The sequence below is a fragment of the Ideonella sp. genome, assembly GCF_044358605.1.
Lineage (GTDB): Bacteria > Pseudomonadota > Gammaproteobacteria > Burkholderiales > Burkholderiaceae_C > Ideonella.
In genome coordinates this window covers 1-17,073 of record NZ_JBIKNQ010000034.1, presented here as the reverse complement: position 1 = coordinate 17,073, position 17,073 = coordinate 1, and the positions used below count along the sequence as shown (strand labels likewise).

Sequence of the window (17,073 nt, the reverse complement as noted above, 5' to 3'; positions counted from 1 at the left end):
ACGCGCCGCGTTGGGTGACGCGGGTCAAGTTGACCCTGTTGTCCCACTCTGCATCACGCCATAGGTCTTCATCGCCGCCTCCACCTGCGAGGCCTCAGTCGTCTCTTGCGGATATAGCCGATAGCTCGGCGCCACGATGGGCTCCACCGCCGTGGCCCGCACCACGACAACAGCTTGCAGGGGGAAGCGCTCGCCCGCCATGGGCAGCAGCGGAGCCGCCCATGTTGAAAACTCGGCGTGGCCCTTGGGCACCAGGCGGGCCTCGCCCAGCACCTTGAAGCCCTTTTGCACAAACACGTCGATGAAGCTCACGCAGACTTTTGCGCGCTTGGCGATGTTGCGCACGCTGGTGGGCGAGGCGATGTGGGCTATGACCAAGTGTTGATCGTCCCACACGGCCCAAATTTCTTTGGGCGAGACATTGGGTTGGCCGTGTTCATCCACCGTGGCCAGCCAGCACAGCACGCAGTGGCGGGCGCTGTGGAGCAGGTCGTTGTTCAGCATGTGGGTCGGCGCCTCACTTCAAGTCATTGGGCCGCCAGCCCAGGGCGGGCGCATGCAGGCTGTGCACGTACAGGCGCTCCGGCGTCTCGGTGATGGCGGTGGCCTCGGGGTAGGTGCCGCTGGGGTCTTGCAGGTCGGCCAGGATCTGGCCTTGCTCGGAGAACGCCACCACATGGCCATAGGCCTTGGGCACCGGCCAGGTGGAGCGGGGCAAGCGCAGCGTCAACTCGCGCAGCCAGGGCTTGCCGGCCATGCCGTCGATCTTGGGGTTGCGCGGCTTGACCAGGCCCATCCAAAGGCGGCCGTTCTGGCCCCGCATCAGGTTGTCGGGGTAGCCGGGTAAGTTGTCCAGCAGCACTTGGGCTTGGGGCGAGGCTTGGCGCACATCCAGCCCTGTGGCCGCTGCGCTGATGCGCCAGACCCGGTACTGGCCCGTCTCAGCCACAAAGAGCTGGGTCTCATCGGCACTCAGCGCGATGCCATTGGCAAAGGACAAGCCCTGCGCCACGATGCGCGTTTGGCGGGTGGCTGGGCTGTAGGCCAGCACACGCCCTGTGGCGGACTGCTCCAGAATGTCCAACACGCTGGCTTCAAAAGTGCTGCCCAGTGCCTTGGCACCGAAGCGGGTAGAGGCATCGGTGAAATAGATCTCGCCGCTCTTGGCCACCACCACCGCGTCGGCATACAAGATGGGCGAGTCGCCCACCCGGTCGGTCAGCACGCTGACCTCGCCTGCTGTGGAGATGGCCAGCAGTCCGCGCATCGCGTCTGCTGCAATCATGCGGCCCTGAGCATCGAAGTCAAAGCCCAGCACCCGGCCACCTGTTTGCGCCCAAACGGCCAGCTCACTGCCATCGGGCTTCATGCGCAGCAGCTTGCCGCTGCCCACTGCGGTGTAGAGCCAGCCGTCCGGCCCCAAGGCCACATGCTCAGGCCCTTCCTCACTGCCTAAGCTGATCATCTGCAACCCCGCCAAACGGGTGTTGGGCGCATGCGGCGCCACATAGCCCGGCGCCGGGGGCGCCACCCAGACCTGGGCCTGTATGGGCACGGGCCATAGCAGCAGATAGGCGGCGGCGCACAGCAGCAGGGCCAGCAAAGAGAGGAGGAGCTTCTTGATCATCAGCGGATTGTGAGCCTATTCACGCAGCGGCCCACCACTTGCCGGCTCACAACTCTTGGCCAATCCGCAGCAAGCTGCCGTCCTCATCCACCACCGCAAACTCCCGCATGCCCCAAGGCTTGTCCTCCAGCGGCGTCATGCGAGGGATGCCCTGCGTGGGCAACTTGGCCTCGGCAAAGGCCAGATAGATCGCATCCACGTCTTGCACCCGCAGGTAGCAGCCGAACGACGACTCCTCAGGCTTCAGGTCAGGGTAGGCGAAGAGGTGAATCTCCAAGTCGCCCCGGTCCATGATGGCATAGTGGCCGTTCGGGTCCGCGATCTCCCGGTCAAAACCCAAGCGCGCATAGAAGGCCAGCGTGCGCGCCATGGAGCGGGCCGGTAACTGCGGAATGGCTTTGTCTCGTTCAGTCATGGTCTGCACCTTTGCGTTCAAGACGACTTGCCTTTGGAGCCTTGAGGGAGCTTAGGGTCGGTGGTGCGAATGACTTGGAGCTGCTGGGTCAGCCAGCGCTGGCTCTCCACCGCTGCGTCGCTGCCGCACTTCACGAAGTAAGGCTTGCCCGAACGGCTGCTCTTGCTGGCCGCCAGCTCGATGAACTGCTCGGTACTCTGCAGCGTGCTCTTGCCCTCCAGATAATCCAACTTGCGCAAGATGTGGCTCTTAGCCTCGGCCCCACTGTGCAGCGAACCATTGCGGTCAAACTGGCAGCCCGAGGCCACGAGCTTGCCCATCAGCGCATCGATCTCGGCGCGGATGGGGGCGGGCGTAGGGGCGGCGCTGGCATGGAGTGCGCTGAGCAGCAGTGCCAAGCCTGAGAGAGCGTTCTTCATGGGGATGAAGCGGAGTGGGTTGGGTGGGAGTATTGCAGGCTCTGCCGTGCTGGCTCGCCATTTGCATCGTAAAGCGTCGAGTGGGTCTGGGTCTTTGATCGTGCTTGCCCAGGGCTTGTGCCCTGCTGGCCCTGGCGCGGGGCAGGCCCCAGTGCTCATGCGAGAGGCGGTCGGCCAAGGCCGACTCCCTTGCGGTGCTCGGGCTGGCCTGGGCGCTGCAGAACTCGCTTCACTCACTGCGTTCGTTGCGCTCAATCATCTGCTGCGAGTCAGACATTGATGCGCGCTGCGCGCGCCCCAGGCCCCCCCTGCGCTCCTCAGCGCCTCTCAAATCACCCTGGGGCCAACCCCGCGCCAGGGCGGTTGGTGTGTTGCTGCGGTTGCTGGCGCTGTGCTGCTATGGCTCAAGGGACTTGCCCATGCTGAGAGAGCGCGGTGCATAACCCAGCTCTTCGTAGAGTCCTTGCGCGGCGGCATTGCAGGTCAACACCGTGAGCCGAATGTCGGTGGCCCCTTGGCCGTGTGCCCACTGCTCCGCGTGGCGCATGAGGCCTCTGCCAATACCCTGGCCGCGCGCCGCCTCGACCACGCACACTGAGTTGATGCGCGCATAGCGCACGGGTTGAAGCAGCGTGTGCTGTTCGTCCACGACATTGATCGTGATGAACCCCAGCACTTCGTCGTCGCGCTCCGCCACAAAGGCAGCGGCGGACGCCGTCTCAAGGCTTTGACGCCAATGTGCCTCGTCGCGCTGTGGGCTGGATGCAGGGGCAAAGATCTCAGGCCATGCCGAATGATGCAGCTCATTGAGAAGTTGGCCAATCTCACCGATGCGGTTGAGATCGGCCAGCGTGGCGCGGCGGTAGGTGGGCTGCTGGTCGGTCATGGTGTGGTGGCACTTTTGGAGTGCCCGAATTCGCTGCCGCACTTCACGAGGTAAGGCTTGCCCGAACTGCTGCTCTTGCTGGCCGCCAGCTCGATGAACTGCTCGGTGCTCTGCAGCGTGCTCTTGCCCTCAAGGTAACCCAGCTTGCGCAAGATATGGCTCTTGGCCTCGGCCCCACTGTGCAGCGTGCCGTTGCGTTCAAACTGGCAGCCCGAGGCCACCAGCTTGCCCATCAGCGCATCGATCTCGGCGCGGATAGGGGCGGGCGTGGGAGCGGTGCTGGCGTGGAGCGCACTGAGCAACAGGGTCAGGGTTGCGAGAGCCTTCTTCATGGGATGAAGCGGAGTGGGGTGGGTGGGAGTATTGCAGGCTCTACCGTGCTGGCGTTGCTCCGCAGGTCTCACGCGCTGACGGGTCTTGTAAGAATGACTTCAGAATCATAAAATGCCTTCATTGAATGCATTTTTGCGGGGTGACGCTATGGCCATGTTGACGGTACGGAACTTGCCCGACGATGTTCATCGCGCGCTACGGGTGCGGGCTGCCCAAAACGGGCACAGCACTGAGGCAGAGGTTCGCAGCATTCTGGCAATGGCAGTCAAACCAGAGACACGTGTTCGCGTTGGTGATGCCCTGGCAGATTTAGGTCGCAAGATTGGCCTCACGAACAAGGACTTCGAGGTCTTCGATCAGGTGTGCGACAAGACGCCGGCCGAGCCGCTGAGGTTTGAATGATCGTCCTGGATACCAACGTCGTTTCTGAAGCGATGAAGCCTGAGCCGCATCATGCGGTGCGGGCATGGCTCAACGATCAGGCTGCGGAAACGCTGTACATCTCCAGCGTGACGTTGGCTGAGTTACTGTTCGGCATTGCCGCACTCCCAGCTGGTAAGCGCAAGGACATGCTGGCACAAGCCTTGGAAGGCTTGATGGCTCTGTTCCGCAGCCGTGTACTGCCTTTCGACGCCGATGCGGCACGGCACTACGCAGAGCTGGCCGTGACAGCAAAAGCCAGCGGACGAGGATTCCCCACGCCAGATGGCTACATCGCAGCGATCGCGGCCTCGCGCGGCTTCATTGTGGCGACACGCGATACGTCACCCTTTGAGGCGACGGGTCTCACTGTGATCAATCCGTGGAAAGTGTGACCCAGGCAAGGAGCACGTTGCTCATCAACGTTGGTATTGAGTAGACGCCTCTGGCGGCTCGCTCGAATGACCGGTTGGGCATGCACAGAAAGCAAGCAGTGCGGGCTCAGTCATCTGCGAGGTCCAGATCGTTGGGGCGGTGCGCCTCACGGAGCCAAGAGCCGTGCACGACCGCATTGACACGCTCGCAGTCGCGTAATCGTTTACCAGCGTAGAGACATACGCAGACGGCAATGGCCCCAAGTGTGTACGCGAGGAAGCCGCCTGTCCCAGTCGGTTGTATTGCAACGAGATAGACAAGAGCCATGACGAGAACTGCGGCGGCAATTGCAAACACACGCTTCCAGTGGCGCTCGTAGGCGTCAAGTTCTGCAGCGTTCAACATCCCTCTCTCTGTCATTCGCTTACCGTCCAACGTTCTTGGTGTGTCGACAGATGCCAGTCGTCCGAAAAAGCCCTATCGCCAGCAACTGGCTGGACGCCCGGCCACTCACTGCTTGTCGGTGCAGGTGTACTGCGCTCTGTACTGAGTGAACATAAGGGCTTAACGGATTGGCCTTTTGGCGCAGGGCTGGCCAGCACTATAGACCCTGGCAGTCACTGGCTGTCAAGCCAAGTGGGCGGGATGGGCTGTAACCACCCGGAACGTATGGGCCACGCCCCGTGGGCTGCTGGCACCCAATGCAGCCTTAGCATACGGTAGACTTTGCTCATGTGTGCGCTTGTGCGAGTGCTGTTCATTTGCTTGTTGGTGCTGGCGGTTCCTGTGCAAGGGGCTGCTGCTGCGACCATGGCCTTTTGCGGATCGAATCACCATGGGGGTGGGCTTGCAGGTGCTGAGGTGGCTGCCCGCATGGACGCGCACGCGCATCACGACATGGCTCAGGCCGGTCATGTGCCTGAGGCACATGACATGGGCGACGCTGCCAGCGGCGATGAGCCATCCTCTCTCGTCACGGCGGGTCAAGCCGCGCAACAGAAGTGCAGCGCGTGCGCGTCTTGCTGCGCCGTAGGTGCCATCCTGCCCGCCGTGCCGGGCCTGCCGTTCACCGAGTCGGCAGTCACGGTGTTCACCACCGTCACGCCTTCCGTCGAGGCGTTTACTGCAGACGGCCCTGATCGACCGCCTCGAAGCGCTCTCGTGTAAGACGCTGGGCTCACGCGCGCTTACTCACGCGCGGCCGAGCTTCAGCTTTTGTGTCGTTTTGGCTGCAGACGCAGCCGGGACGATTCACAAGCTTCACGAGAGGTCGATATGGTTTCAATCCAAACGCGCTGGTGCTTGCCGCGCGCTCTGCTGGCTTTGTGGCTGAGCACGCTGCTGGCCGCTCACGCGCAATCGCAATCGCAATCGCAATCCGCCGACACGCCCCGCGCTGATCCCTTGGATGCCAAGGCCCCGGTGCCTTCGCTGCGCTACGAATCTGCTCTCGCCTCCTTCCGGCGCCTGGATAGCAGCACTCCGGTGCCGTGGCGCGACGCCAATGACTTGGTCACCCGCATCGGCGGCTGGCGGGTCTACACGCGCGAGGCGCATCAGCCCGCTCCAGAGGCTCAACCCAGCCACAAACACTGAGGGTGCTGTGATGAAGCATGACATTTTCCGGCTGCGCGCCGCGCGTCGCGGCGCGTGTGGATGGCGTTTGCTGGTGCTGCTGTCCAGCGCGGCTGTGTTGGGCGGCTGCGCCAGCCTCGAAACCAGCGGTGGGTTCGAGGCTGTGGCGCAAACCACCAAAGCGCACATTGGCAAGGATTTGCAGCGAGCGCGTAGCGAGGCCGATCTGGACACCATGGCCAAGCGCGTGGCAGAACTGCTGGCGAAGCCCCTGACGGTGGATGATGCGGTGCAGGTGGCCCTGCTCAACAACCGCGGCTTGCAGGCCGGTTTTGCGGAGCTGGGCATCACCGAGGCGGAGGTCATGCAGGCTGGGCGTCTGCCGAATCCGGGCTTCAGCTTCGGGCGTTCCAGCAAGGGTGACGAGCGAGAGATTGAGCGTGGCTTGCACTTCAGTGTGGCGCGCCTGGTGACCCTGCCCTTGATAGAACGCATGGAGGCGCGCCGCCTGCAGCAAGTGCAGGCCCGCGTGGCCATGAGTGTGCTGGCGCTGGCCGCCGACGCGCGCAAAGCCTACTTCACCGCGCTGGCCGCTGAAGAGACAGTGCGCTATATGCGGCAAGTCAAGCAAGCGGCAGAGGCCAGTGCTGAGCTTGCGCGGCGCATGGAGCAGGTGGGCAATTTCAACAAGTTGCAGCGTGCGCGCGAGCAGTCGTTCTATGCCAATGCGGCCTTGCAGTTGGCGCGGGCCGAGCAGGCGCAACGTTCGTCCCGCGAGCGCTTGGTGCGGCTGCTGGGCTTGTGGGGCGCACAGACTCAATTCAGCCTGCCCACGCGCCTGCCGGACCTGCCACCGGCGCCCCTCGAATTGCCCGACATCGAGCAAGTGGCGCTGGCCCAGCGGCTGGACGTGCTAGAGGCCAAGCAAGCAGCGGCGCAGACGGCCAGCAACCTTGGCCTCACACGGGCTACGCGCTTCATCAATGTGCTGGAGCTTGGGCTGGTTCGCAACAGCTCGAACGAGGCGTCGACGCAGCGTGGCTGGGAGGTCAGCCTCGAGCTGCCAGTTTTCGACTGGGGGGGCGCCCGTGTCGCGCGTGCCGAAGCTGTGTATATGCAGGCACTCCACCGTGCCGCCGAGACGGCGATCAACGCGCGCTCCGAGGTGCGCGAAGCCTACACCGGCTATCGCACAGCCTACGACATCGCGCGGCACCACCGTGACGAGATCGTGCCGCTGAGCCAGCGTATCGCCGAAGAGAACGTGCTTCGCTACAACGGCATGTTGATCGGCGTATTTGAGCTGCTGGCCGACGCGCGCAGCCAGATCGCCAGCGTGAACGCGTCGATTGAGGCACTGCGTGACTTTTGGATCGCGCAGGCGGACCTTGACATGGCACTGATCGGAAAGCCCAGTTTGGCTGCTGCTGCCGGCCCCGCGTTGGCGGCTGAAGCAGCTGGCGCTGGGCATTGATAGGAAAGACATCTCCATGACTGAAAGACATATGCTCTCTCGCCGCAAGATGCTCAGCGGAGTGGGGGCCATCACGGCGGCAGTGACCGCCGCCTCGGTCAGCAAAGTGGCGATGGCCGCACTGCCTGAGCCGGTCATTCAAACCCGGCCCGACACCATGCCGCCGCTGGTGCCCAACACCGGCCGCCCCTACAACCCAGTTGTGACGCTCAATGGCTGGACCTGCCCTTGGCGCATGAACCAGGGTGTCAAGGAGTTTCATCTGGTGGCTGAACCGGTGGTGCGCGAAATGGCCCCCGGCTTCAAGGCCCACCTCTGGGGCTACAACGGCCAGAGCCCGGGGCCGACGATTGAGGTGGTCGAAGGCGACCGCGTGCGCATCTTCGTCACCAACAAGCTGGGGGAGTTGACCAGCATCCACTGGCACGGCCAGCGCCTGCCCAATGGCATGGACGGCGTCACCGGCTTGAACCAGCCTGGCATCCCTCCGGGCAAAACCTATGTCTACGAGTTTGTGGCCCGACGTCCTGGAACCTTCATGTACCACCCGCATGCCGACGAGATGGTGCAGATGGCGATGGGGATGATGGGCTTCTGGATCACTCACCCCAAAGGCAAACATCCCTTGATCGACGAGGTTGACCGCGACTTCTGCTTCTTGCTCAATGCCTACGACATTGATCCAGGTGCCGCCACGCCCAAGATCATGACCATGCTGGACTTCAATCTCTGGAGTTGGAACAGCCGCATCTTTCCGGGCATCGACCCTCTGGTGGTGCGGCACATGGACAAGGTGCGCATCCGCGTCGGCAATCTGACGATGACCAACCACCCCATCCACCTGCATGGGCACGAGTTTTTGATCACCGGCACTGACGGCGGGCCAACGCCCAAAAGCGCTCGTCAGTATGAGATCACCGCCGATATTGCAGTGGGCCAAATGCGGCAGATGGACTTTCTCGCTGACGAGGAAGGCGACTGGGCCTTTCACTGCCATAAGAGCCACCACACGATGAATGCGATGGGCCATGGCGTGCCGACCATGATCGGTGTGGATCATCGCGGAGTGGCGCGCCAGATCACCCAGCTCATTCCCGACTACATGGTGATGGGCGAGCGCGGCATGAAGGATATGACCGAGATGGAGATGCCGCTGCCGGACAACACTGCGCCCATGATGGCCGGTCAAGGCCCCTTTGGCGCCATCGGCATGGGGGGCATGTTCAGCGTCGTGAAGGTGCGCAAAGAGCAGAAGCGTGGTGACTACAGCGACCCTGGTTGGTACAAACACCCGCCCGGCACCGTGGCCTATGAGTTCACGGGTGCCTTGCCTGAGCCCGCTCGATTCAAGGCCGACACCAGCCCCGGGCCGGGTGCCATGCCGCCGGTGATCAAGCCCGCCCGAGAAGTCGAGGTCAAAGTGCGCAAGCCCACGGGTGGCCATGCCGGCCACTGAGGGCAGGATCGCGCCGCCAGCTTTGACTGCTGTTGCTTAACTACCAGACTCCTATGAACGATTGCACCATCACGCCGACGACGCTCAGGTCGCGATGGGGGGGCTCCCTGATGCTCACGCCGGAGGGCCAAGCATGAGCCGCTTGAACAGACGCCGTGCGCTCACCTCGCTGTGGGGGGCTGTCTTTGTGTTGGCCGCCCCCACGATGCTGCGCGCACAAGCTCGGGCGCAGAGCCCAGAGACGTGGGTGGAAGTTTGGAAGAGCCCGAGCTGTGGCTGTTGCCAAGACTGGATCACCCACCTTGAAGCGCACGGCTTCTCCGTCAAGGTCCACGATGTCGGTAATGCAGCCGCGCGTGCACGATTGAAGGTGCCCGAGCAGCTCGGCTCATGTCACACGGCCTTGGTCGGTGGCTATGCCATCGAGGGGCACGTGCCCGCAACGGACATTCGCCGCCTGCTTAAAGAGCGCCCTAAGGCCATCGGCTTGACTGTCCCAGGCATGCCCATTGGCTCGCCCGGCATGGATGGGCCGGAGTACGGCAAGCGCCAAGATCCCTACGATGTGCTGCTCATTGGCCAGGACGGCCGCACTCGAGTGTTCAACAGCTACTTCAAACCCAAGGGGCGGTGATCAATCACCAGTCAGGCCGATTCACTTCAATGCATGCCAGGCTTCCGCCTCGGTCAAGAACACACGGCCGGTCAGCCATTGCTCCAGCCCACCGGCTTTGAGCCGGTCGGCCACCGGCCCTTTCAGCTCTGACAGGTGCAAGGTGACGCCGCGCAGGCGCAACTCGTCGTTGAGCTTTTGCAAGCCCTCCAGGCCGGACAGGTCAATGAAATTGACCGCAGGCATCATCAAGACCAGATGACGCACCGCTGTGCGCTGCAGCACCAGTTGCCCCAGCGTGTCCGCCAGCCAGCGGGTGTTGGTGAAGACCAGGCTTTCATCCACGCGCACTTGCAGCAAGTGGGGCAAGGTCTCGACCTGGTGCCGCCGCACATTGCGAAAGACCTCAGTGCCCGGCAGACGGCCCACCTCGGCCCAGTGCGGGCGGGCGGTGCGCTGCAGCAGCAGCACGATGGAGAGCAAGACGCCCAAGGCCAGTGCAGGCTCAACCCCCAGGAACAAGGTGGCCAGCGCCACGCTGATCATCAGCCCGCCCTCCAGGCGGTGGTAGCGCCAAGCCGTGCTGAAGTGGTGCAGGTCCACCAAGGACAACACCGCCAAGAAGATGGTGGCGGCCAGCACGGCCTTGGGCAAGGCCGCCAAGTAGCCGCCCAAAGTGGCCATGGCCACGCCCAGAAACAGGGCCGTCCATAGGCCCGCATAGCGGGTGCGCGCACCCGCGTCAAAGTTGACGATGCTGCGCGAGAAGCCCCCTGTGACGGGCATGGCACCGCTCAGGCCTGCCGCCACGTTGGCGGCGCCCAGGCCCAGCAGCTCGCGGCGCGGCGAGATGGCTTCGCCCCGGCGCGCGGCCAGGCTCTCGGCCACGGCCAGGCTTTCCACATAGGCCACCAAACCCAGCAGCAGCGCCGGGGTGAGCAGGTCTTGCCACACCGCCAGCGGGGCCTGCCAGGGCGGCGCAAACTGCAGGCCATCGCCCAGAGAAATGGCACCGGCCAGGGCCACGCCCGTCCAGGCTTGAGGCGCCAGCATGATGGCGGCAATGGACGCCGTGACCACCAGCATGGGCGCCATGCGGCCCCACAGTTGCGCGGCCCGCGGGGCCAGGCCCAAAGCCTTGAGCCCCGGCGTGGCCCAGCGGCGCAAGCCCCACAGCAGCAGCAAGGCCGAGCCGCCCATCAGCAGCGTGGCCGCATGCGGCTGCAGGCTGGGCTGAGCTTGGGCACTGGCCCATAACTCGGGCAGGGTGTTGGCCTTGATGGGCAGGCCCAGCAAGGCCGGCACCTGGGCCAAGGCAATCGCCAGCGAAGCGCCATTCACAAAGCCATGCAGCACCGGCGCGCTCAGCAAGGCGGCCAGCACATCCAGGCGCAATGCGGCGGCGATGAGAAACACCACCCCGATCTCTATGGACAACACCAAGGCCACCAGCGAGGCGGACACCCCATGCGCTTGAGCCACAGGGCCAATGGCTTGCGCCGTCAGCATGGCCAGCACGGCCACCGGGCCCACCGCCAGGGTGCTACTAGAGCCCAGCAGCGAATAGGCCACGATGGGCAGCAAGCTGGCCATCACCCCCGCAATGGGCGGCAGGCCAGCCAGCAGCGCATAGGCCAAGCTCTGCGGCACCAGCAGCACGGTGACGATGAGCGCGGCCAGCACGTCCTCCGGCAGGGCTTGCTTGTAGGCGGCCCAGCCCTTGAGAGGCGGTGTGGCGGTGACGGTGGCGGTGTTCACAAGGCGTTCAGCGGAATCTTCAGATAGCTCACGCCATTGTCTTCAGCGGGCGGGAAATGACCACCCCTCACGTTGACCTGCACCGAGGGCAGGATCAGCACCGGCATGTCCAGGGTCTTGTCCCGCGCGCTGCGCATGGCCACAAACTCGGCCTCGCTGATGCCCTCATGCACATGCACATTGGCGGCCTTCTGCTCGGCCACCGTGCTGACCAGCTTGACTTCTCGGCCGCCGGGTTGGTAGTCGTGGCACATGTGCAGCCGGGTGTGGCCGGGCAGGGCCAGCAAGCGGTGGATGGATTGATACAGCGTGTTGGCATTGCCGCCAGGGAAGTCGCAACGCGCGGTGCCGTAGTCGGGCATGAACAGGGTGTCGCCCACAAAGGCGTCGTCGCCGATCAGGTAGGTCACGCAGGCGGGGGTGTGGCCGGGGGTGTGCAGCACGTCCACCGTCAGTTCGCCAATCTTGAATTGGTCGTCGCCTTTGAACAGAAGGTCAAACTCGCGGCCATCACCGCTGATGTCCGGCGCATTGAACACGCCCTTGAAGACCTTTTGCACTTGCTGGATGTGGTCACCAATGGCGATCTGGCCACCCAGGCGTTCCTTCAGCCAGGGCGCGGCGGAGAGGTGGTCGGCATGGGCATGGGTTTCCAGGTGCCAGTCCACACGCAGGGCCTCTTGCTGCACATAGGCCAGCACTTGCTCGGCCGAACGGGTGCTGGTGCGGCCGGATTTGGGGTCGTAGTCCAGCACGCTGTCGATCACCGCAGCTCGGCGGGTCGTGGGGCACCACACGATGTGGGTGGCCGTGTAGGTGGCCGGGTCAAAAAAGGTCTTGATCTGTGCGTTGGCGTTCATGACGGCTCCTGTCACTTTACAAATTCTGCAATCATCATATAATCACTTTACGATGAATGCAACTGATATGCGTCAAGACCCCTTTGCCACTTTGCAAGCCAAAGCGGTGGAGGTGGCTGCCTTGCTCAAGGCGCTGGCCCACCCGGACCGGCTGATGCTGCTGTGCCAGCTCTCGCAAGGCGAGCGCTGCGTGGCTCAGTTGGGCGAGGCCACGGGTGTGGCCCAGCCTAGCTTGTCGCAGCAGTTGGGCATCTTGCGTGCTGAGGGACTGGTGGCCACTCGGCGCGCGGGCAAGTTCATCCACTACCGCGTGGCCTCAGAAGGGGTGCAGGTGGTGCTGGATGCGCTGTATGGGCACTATTGCGGCCCGCATCAAACAATGACTAAGAAGGACGAGCAAGGTGACGATTGATTGGAATGCATTTACACCCTGGGCGGCGCTGGCCGGTGGGGTGTTGATTGGCTTGGCTGCTGCGCTCTACCTGCTGGCCAATGGCCGCATCGCCGGTATTGCCGGCGTGGTGGGCATGGCCTGGCATGCACTGCGCAAGGGCCAGGGTGTCAAGGGCCAAGGCGAGCGCTGGTGGTTCATTGGCGGCCTGATGTTGGCACCCTGGTTGTGGCAGTTGGTCAAGCCCCTGCCCGCTGCGCAGATGGTGGCCAGCCCGGCGCTGATTGCCATCGCAGGCGTCTTGGTGGGCGTGGGCGTGCGCATGGGAAATGGCTGCACCAGCGGCCATGGGGTGTGTGGGCTCAGCCGCTTGTCGGTGCGCTCGCTGGCCAATGTGCTGTCCTTCATGGGCGCTGGTTTTGTGACGGTGGCGCTGCTGCGCCACGTGCTGTGAAGGTGACACGCAGATGAAAAGTCTTATCACTGCATTGTTGAGTGGCCTGGTGTTTGGCCTGGGCCTGATTGCCAGCGGCATGACCAACCCCGCCAAGGTGGCAGGCTTTCTGGACCTCTTCGGCGCCTGGGACCCTTCCCTGGCACTGGTGATGGGCGGCGCCATTGGCGTGGGCTTCTTTGCCTTCAAGTTGGCCGGCCGCTCCGAGTTAGCCTGGAACGGCAGCGCCATCCGTCTGCCCGACACCAGCTTGATCGACAAGCGCCTGATCCTGGGCGGCGTGCTGTTTGGCACCGGCTGGGGCCTGGGTGGCTTTTGCCCCGGCCCGGGCATCGTGGCTGCGGCGTCCGGTGTTTTTGAGGCGGCCATTTTTGTGGCGACCATGCTGTTGGGCATGGCCGTGTACGATCTGATCGCAGAGCGAAAGCACTGAGTTCTCGGCGCCAGCGCGCGCCGCACAATAAGGCCCTCATCCCTTTGACGGATCAGGGCCTTATGTTTTTGTCCGACAGCCAGTTTCCGCCGTCCACCTACGCGGCCACGGCCACGCTGCCCGCACTGCGGCCCGCGTTGCAAGGCACGGCCCAGGCCGATGTGTGCATCGTGGGCGCGGGCTTCACCGGGCTCTACACGGCGCTGCGTCTGGTGCAAGCGGGTAAGAAGGTGCTGCTGCTGGAGGCCTCACGCGTGGGCTGGGGCGCGTCTGGCCGCAATGGCGGGCAGATCATCCTGGGTTTCTCGTGCGACATGCCGCCCTTCGAGCGCGCGCTAGGCCTTGAGGGCGCTCGCCGCGTGTGGGCCCTGGTGCGCGACGCCGCCGCCGAGATCCGCCAGCAGGTGGCGACCCACCACATCGAGTGCGAGCTGCGCGACGGCCACTTATGGACCTCGGTGCTGCCGCGCCGCGTGGGCCTGCTGACCCACTGGCAGCAAGAGGCCGCTGAGCGCTGGGGCTATGAGCGCCTGCGCTTTGTCCCCAAGGCCGAGCTGCCGCAGCATGTGGCCAGCGAACGCTATCAAGCCGGGCTGTTGGACCCCGAGGGCGGCCACCTCCACCCCCTTAAGTATGTGTTGGGCCTGGCCCGCGCCGCCGAAGCGGCAGGTGTGGTGCTGCATGACGGCAGCGCCGTGCAAAGCTACAGCCTGGAAGGCGAGGGCGTGCGCGTGCGCACGGCCCACGGCGAGGTGCGGGCCGACCGCCTGGTGCTGGCCTGCAATGCCTACATCCACACCCTGAACCCTACGCTGCGCGCCCGTGTGTTGCCGGTGGGCACCTACATGATTGGCACCGAGCCGCTGGGCGAGGCGCGCGCCCGGGCCTTGCTGCCCACGGGCTTGGCCGTCACGGACAACCAGTTCATCCTCGACTACTTCCGCCTCACGCAAGACCACCGTCTGCTATTTGGAGGCAAATGCACCTACACCGGCCGAACGCCCCACAACCTGGCCGAGGCCATGCGGGCAGACATGCTGCGCGTCTTCCCCCAATTGGCCGATGTGAAGATTGCCCACGCCTGGGGCGGCCACATCGACATTACCGTGCCGCGCACGCCCGACTTTGGCCATCAAGGCCCCGTCTATTGGGCCCAAGGCTTCTCGGGCCACGGCCTGGTGCCTACGGCGGTGGCGGGCCGGGTGCTGGCCGAGGCCTTGCTCGGCCGGGGGGATGATTTGGCCCTGTTCGAACGCATGCCCAAGCTGCGCTTCCCTGGGGGCGAAACGCTGGGCGGCCTGAGCCAGGCCGTGGGCATGGCTTGCTACCGGCTCAGGGACTATCTGTGAGTTGCAGCCGCCATCGGCTCAGTCGCCGATGCGTATAAAGCGCGGCTGAACGCGCCCCTCAAACTCCGCCGTCTCAAAAAACATGGCGTGCGGCCGCACCCATAAACCGCTGGCGTTGTAGAGCGGCCGATAGACCACCAAAGGCTCCAGCGTCTCGCTGTGGCGGGCGGCGCCAAGCACTTCATATTCACCACCTTTGTAATGGCGATAGCGGCCGGTGGGGGTGTCGGGGAGGGGAGGGAGGTCGTCGGTCATGGGGGGGTGCTACTGGCGTGTTGGCTCTTGGGCTTTGGCATTTAGGATTGCGGGTTCGTGGGCTTTGGGGTGGAGGACTGTCGTGCTCTGGCGCGGGGCAGGCCCCAGGGCTCATGGAGAGGCGGTCGGCCAAGGCCGACTCCCTTGCGGTGCTCCGGCAAGGCCGTGCGCCGTCAAACTCCCTCCGCTCGCCTTTGGCTCGCTGTGGTCAAACAGTGACGGCGAATATGTTCTTGAAGCGCACGAATACGTGCGCCACGCCCTTCCCCTGCGCTCCTCAGCGCCTCTCAAATCGCCCTGTGGCCCACCCCGCGCCAGGGCGGGTGCTCGGGTGGCTCGGTTGGCCCTTTGGCGATGGAACTCTTTCTCGTTCAGGGGGTTACGCAAGGTAGGCTTGCGTGACGATTTATGCGTCACCCACGCAGTTCACGCAGCACCTCGGGGTGAGACACGGCGACCTGCAACAAAGTCTTGGCCGCACCCGTGGGCTGGCGCCGACCCTGCTCCCAATCTTGCAGCGTGCGCGCCGACACACCGAGCAGGCTGGCAAATTCAACTTGCGAGAGGCCGACCTGCGCGCGAGCTTCTGCCGCAGCGGGCAAGCTCACCTTGGTGACGCGGGCGGCCTTGCCCGCACGCATCTGCTTGACCGACTCAAGAAGGTCTTGCTGGAACTCTTTGAACTCAGAGGGCATCTTCAACTCCTTGCTTCAGTTCCGCGATGAACGAAGTCGGCAAGTTATCGAACTTGCCTTTTGTGTAGACGATGAGCAGCCAGATGGTTTGCTCGGTGGCATTGAAGTAGATGATGCGTGCACCACCCCTCTTGCCTCGGCCTGAGGCCACCCAACGAACCTTTCGACAACCGCCGCTGCCTTTGATGAGATCCCCGGCTTCAGGGTTGAGTGCAATCCAGTTGATGAACTCAACACGCTCTGCGTCAGTCCAAATGTCTGCCGCATAGCGCTGAAAGATGGGTGTTTCGGCCACGGTTCTCACAGACGCATGATACGGCATTGCCGTATTTGTTGCAATCAGCGGTGTGAGTCGCTCGCCGTGCCTTGTCGCGGGTCGGCCAGAGTGGTGGCTACGTTCGACGCATGACAGCGCAAGACTGGACAAGGATGGTGAAGTTCTGAGTAGACCCACATCTGTTCGAGTTGAGCCTCAAGGCACTTTCACCCTACTGAGAATGTCGAGATAGCCAGTTTGGACAAAGCTCTGTGCTTCTGCGGGAGACACGAACTCCTCCGAGGCGAGTGCGGAGAACACGAGGTACAGAGAAGAAAATCCGATCGCGCCATGGATTTCTTGAACGGTTTGGCCATCCCGCACGACAGTGCGCCTGCTCATGACGAAGATCAACGAGGAATTGCGCGGCTCCTCGACCAGTTGGCCAGGGTTGTTTGCAGCGAGATACCGAATGAACTCAAGGCCATTCGTCGGGCGATCAGGGCTCCCGTTTGGCCTTGCGCTGAATGTGACCGCCAAGCCAGGTGCGGGAGCAACGAATGTGGTCTTATGCCGCTCCTCGACACGATGCTCCGCGCCTTCGGGTAGGTCCAACAAGGCGCCGCCCGGTAAAGAGATTGACTTTGCGGCAGCAGTGGCGCAAAGCAAGCTCGAGAGAAGCGCTAGACAGAGGCGTCGGTGCATTCTGAGTCCAATGAGACGCAACCGGGCCTGGCATCCTGCCGTTTGCGCTGTTTGCTTGAACGACCGAGCAGCGGCCCACCCCTGCGTTTGGGTAAATTGAGTTTTAGCCATCATTTTGACTTCGCCTTGGTTTTGCTGGTCTGTCGAGCGCGCGCCGTACTGCCTTGAGTAGGTCGGCATGTTCGGCTGGTTGGGAATGACCCTGTCCCAAGAATCCGAACCGTTCAGTAACAGAATGGACCGGCATGAAGATGGCCCCTGAGGGCCTAGGAGTTCATGCCATGAGGAAGAGCAAATTCACCGACGAACAGATGGCCTTCGCGC

General features: G+C 63.6%; 24 protein-coding genes. 11 read left to right on the top strand and 13 right to left on the bottom strand.

Annotated elements, in window-relative coordinates; all coding sequences use genetic code 11:
- Positions 1 to 24 precede the first annotated feature (24 nt).
- From ACIQ3Q_RS13080 to ACIQ3Q_RS13055, 6 genes are all read right to left on the bottom strand, one after another.
- Complete coding sequence (locus tag ACIQ3Q_RS13080) at positions 25 to 504, bottom strand: pyridoxamine 5'-phosphate oxidase family protein (protein ID WP_396269534.1); 480 nt, start codon at positions 502 to 504, stop codon at positions 25 to 27.
- A gap of 13 nt (positions 505 to 517) precedes the next feature.
- On the bottom strand, positions 518 to 1,627 hold the full coding sequence (locus ACIQ3Q_RS13075) for an SMP-30/gluconolactonase/LRE family protein (RefSeq protein WP_396269532.1): 1,110 nt from the start codon (positions 1,625 to 1,627) through the stop codon (positions 518 to 520).
- Between the two features lie 46 nt (positions 1,628 to 1,673).
- On the bottom strand, positions 1,674 to 2,042 hold the full coding sequence (locus ACIQ3Q_RS13070) for a bleomycin resistance protein (protein ID WP_396269531.1): 369 nt from the start codon (positions 2,040 to 2,042) through the stop codon (positions 1,674 to 1,676).
- 17 nt (positions 2,043 to 2,059) lie between these two features.
- Entirely contained in the window at positions 2,060 to 2,461 is a 402-nt protein-coding gene (locus ACIQ3Q_RS13065; RefSeq protein ID WP_396269530.1) for a DUF5329 family protein, read from the bottom strand.
- Positions 2,462 to 2,858: 397 nt separating this feature from the next.
- Entirely contained in the window at positions 2,859 to 3,347 is a 489-nt protein-coding gene (locus ACIQ3Q_RS13060) for a GNAT family N-acetyltransferase (RefSeq protein WP_396269529.1), read from the bottom strand.
- Positions 3,344 to 3,679: a DUF5329 family protein gene (locus ACIQ3Q_RS13055; protein WP_396269528.1), complete on the bottom strand. Its 336-nt coding sequence runs from the start codon at positions 3,677 to 3,679 to the stop codon at positions 3,344 to 3,346. Before ACIQ3Q_RS13055 ends, ACIQ3Q_RS13060 begins: the two co-directional genes overlap by 4 nt.
- A gap of 148 nt (positions 3,680 to 3,827) precedes the next feature.
- Between ACIQ3Q_RS13055 and ACIQ3Q_RS13050 the strand changes: the two genes are divergently transcribed.
- Together ACIQ3Q_RS13050 and ACIQ3Q_RS13045 are read left to right on the top strand one after the other, a co-directional pair.
- Positions 3,828 to 4,082, top strand: coding sequence for a FitA-like ribbon-helix-helix domain-containing protein (locus ACIQ3Q_RS13050; RefSeq protein WP_396269572.1), 255 nt, complete (start codon positions 3,828 to 3,830; stop codon positions 4,080 to 4,082).
- Positions 4,079 to 4,495, top strand: a complete 417-nt coding sequence (locus ACIQ3Q_RS13045; RefSeq protein WP_396269527.1) for a type II toxin-antitoxin system VapC family toxin — start codon at positions 4,079 to 4,081, stop codon at positions 4,493 to 4,495. Before ACIQ3Q_RS13050 ends, ACIQ3Q_RS13045 begins: the two co-directional genes overlap by 4 nt.
- A 106-nt stretch (positions 4,496 to 4,601) precedes the next feature.
- Here the strand turns inward: ACIQ3Q_RS13045 and ACIQ3Q_RS13040 are convergent, their stop codons facing one another.
- Positions 4,602 to 4,877, bottom strand: coding sequence for a hypothetical protein (locus ACIQ3Q_RS13040; RefSeq protein ID WP_396269526.1), 276 nt, complete (start codon positions 4,875 to 4,877; stop codon positions 4,602 to 4,604).
- Positions 4,878 to 5,207: 330 nt separating this feature from the next.
- Here ACIQ3Q_RS13040 and ACIQ3Q_RS13035 point away from each other — a divergent pair, with 330 nt between their 5' ends.
- The 5 genes from ACIQ3Q_RS13035 (at position 5,208) to ACIQ3Q_RS13015 (ending at position 9,614) form a co-directional block, all read left to right on the top strand.
- Positions 5,208 to 5,642 (top strand): hypothetical protein, encoded by a 435-nt coding sequence (locus ACIQ3Q_RS13035; protein WP_396269525.1) that lies wholly within the window; start codon positions 5,208 to 5,210, stop codon positions 5,640 to 5,642.
- 108 nt (positions 5,643 to 5,750) lie between these two features.
- Entirely contained in the window at positions 5,751 to 6,071 is a 321-nt protein-coding gene (locus ACIQ3Q_RS13030; protein ID WP_396269524.1) for a hypothetical protein, read from the top strand.
- Between the two features lie 10 nt (positions 6,072 to 6,081).
- Positions 6,082 to 7,524, top strand: coding sequence for a TolC family protein (locus ACIQ3Q_RS13025; RefSeq protein WP_396269523.1), 1,443 nt, complete (start codon positions 6,082 to 6,084; stop codon positions 7,522 to 7,524).
- A 31-nt stretch (positions 7,525 to 7,555) separates the two neighbouring features.
- Positions 7,556 to 8,980: a multicopper oxidase family protein gene (locus ACIQ3Q_RS13020; protein WP_396269571.1), complete on the top strand. Its 1,425-nt coding sequence runs from the start codon at positions 7,556 to 7,558 to the stop codon at positions 8,978 to 8,980.
- 133 nt (positions 8,981 to 9,113) lie between these two features.
- Complete coding sequence (locus ACIQ3Q_RS13015; protein WP_396269522.1) at positions 9,114 to 9,614, top strand: DUF411 domain-containing protein; 501 nt, start codon at positions 9,114 to 9,116, stop codon at positions 9,612 to 9,614.
- Positions 9,615 to 9,635: 21 nt separating this feature from the next.
- Here the strand turns inward: ACIQ3Q_RS13015 and ACIQ3Q_RS13010 are convergent, their stop codons facing one another.
- Positions 9,636 to 11,351 carry a SulP family inorganic anion transporter gene (locus ACIQ3Q_RS13010; RefSeq protein ID WP_396269521.1) on the bottom strand — a complete coding sequence of 572 codons (1,716 nt, stop codon included), beginning with the start codon at positions 11,349 to 11,351 and terminating at the stop codon, positions 9,636 to 9,638.
- A complete protein-coding gene (locus ACIQ3Q_RS13005) occupies positions 11,348 to 12,211 on the bottom strand; it encodes an MBL fold metallo-hydrolase (protein ID WP_396269520.1) in 864 nt (287 codons plus the stop codon). The genes ACIQ3Q_RS13010 and ACIQ3Q_RS13005 overlap by 4 nt, the downstream gene beginning before the upstream one ends.
- A gap of 67 nt (positions 12,212 to 12,278) precedes the next feature.
- Here ACIQ3Q_RS13005 and ACIQ3Q_RS13000 point away from each other — a divergent pair, with 67 nt between their 5' ends.
- The 4 genes from ACIQ3Q_RS13000 to ACIQ3Q_RS12985 all read left to right on the top strand — a co-directional run bounded on the left by ACIQ3Q_RS13000 (position 12,279) and on the right by ACIQ3Q_RS12985 (position 14,838).
- On the top strand, positions 12,279 to 12,623 hold the full coding sequence (locus tag ACIQ3Q_RS13000; protein WP_396269519.1) for an ArsR/SmtB family transcription factor: 345 nt from the start codon (positions 12,279 to 12,281) through the stop codon (positions 12,621 to 12,623).
- Positions 12,613 to 13,056, top strand: a complete 444-nt coding sequence (locus ACIQ3Q_RS12995; protein WP_396269517.1) for a YeeE/YedE family protein — start codon at positions 12,613 to 12,615, stop codon at positions 13,054 to 13,056. Before ACIQ3Q_RS13000 ends, ACIQ3Q_RS12995 begins: the two co-directional genes overlap by 11 nt.
- A 13-nt stretch (positions 13,057 to 13,069) precedes the next feature.
- On the top strand, positions 13,070 to 13,489 hold the full coding sequence (locus ACIQ3Q_RS12990) for a DUF6691 family protein (protein ID WP_396269516.1): 420 nt from the start codon (positions 13,070 to 13,072) through the stop codon (positions 13,487 to 13,489).
- 62 nt (positions 13,490 to 13,551) lie between these two features.
- Positions 13,552 to 14,838 (top strand): NAD(P)/FAD-dependent oxidoreductase, encoded by a 1,287-nt coding sequence (locus ACIQ3Q_RS12985; protein ID WP_396269515.1) that lies wholly within the window; start codon positions 13,552 to 13,554, stop codon positions 14,836 to 14,838.
- Positions 14,839 to 14,856: 18 nt separating this feature from the next.
- Here the strand turns inward: ACIQ3Q_RS12985 and ACIQ3Q_RS12980 are convergent, their stop codons facing one another.
- The 4 genes from ACIQ3Q_RS12980 to ACIQ3Q_RS12965 all read right to left on the bottom strand — a co-directional run bounded on the left by ACIQ3Q_RS12980 (position 14,857) and on the right by ACIQ3Q_RS12965 (position 16,929).
- A complete protein-coding gene (locus tag ACIQ3Q_RS12980) occupies positions 14,857 to 15,093 on the bottom strand; it encodes a DUF1653 domain-containing protein (RefSeq protein ID WP_396269514.1) in 237 nt (78 codons plus the stop codon).
- Between the two features lie 413 nt (positions 15,094 to 15,506).
- Positions 15,507 to 15,788, bottom strand: a complete 282-nt coding sequence (locus ACIQ3Q_RS12975) for a helix-turn-helix domain-containing protein (RefSeq protein WP_396269513.1) — start codon at positions 15,786 to 15,788, stop codon at positions 15,507 to 15,509.
- Positions 15,778 to 16,092 (bottom strand): transcriptional regulator, encoded by a 315-nt coding sequence (locus ACIQ3Q_RS12970; RefSeq protein ID WP_396269512.1) that lies wholly within the window; start codon positions 16,090 to 16,092, stop codon positions 15,778 to 15,780. Before ACIQ3Q_RS12970 ends, ACIQ3Q_RS12975 begins: the two co-directional genes overlap by 11 nt.
- Positions 16,093 to 16,260: 168 nt before the next feature.
- A complete protein-coding gene (locus ACIQ3Q_RS12965; protein ID WP_396269511.1) occupies positions 16,261 to 16,929 on the bottom strand; it encodes a hypothetical protein in 669 nt (222 codons plus the stop codon).
- Between the last annotated feature and the right edge of the window lie 144 nt (positions 16,930 to 17,073).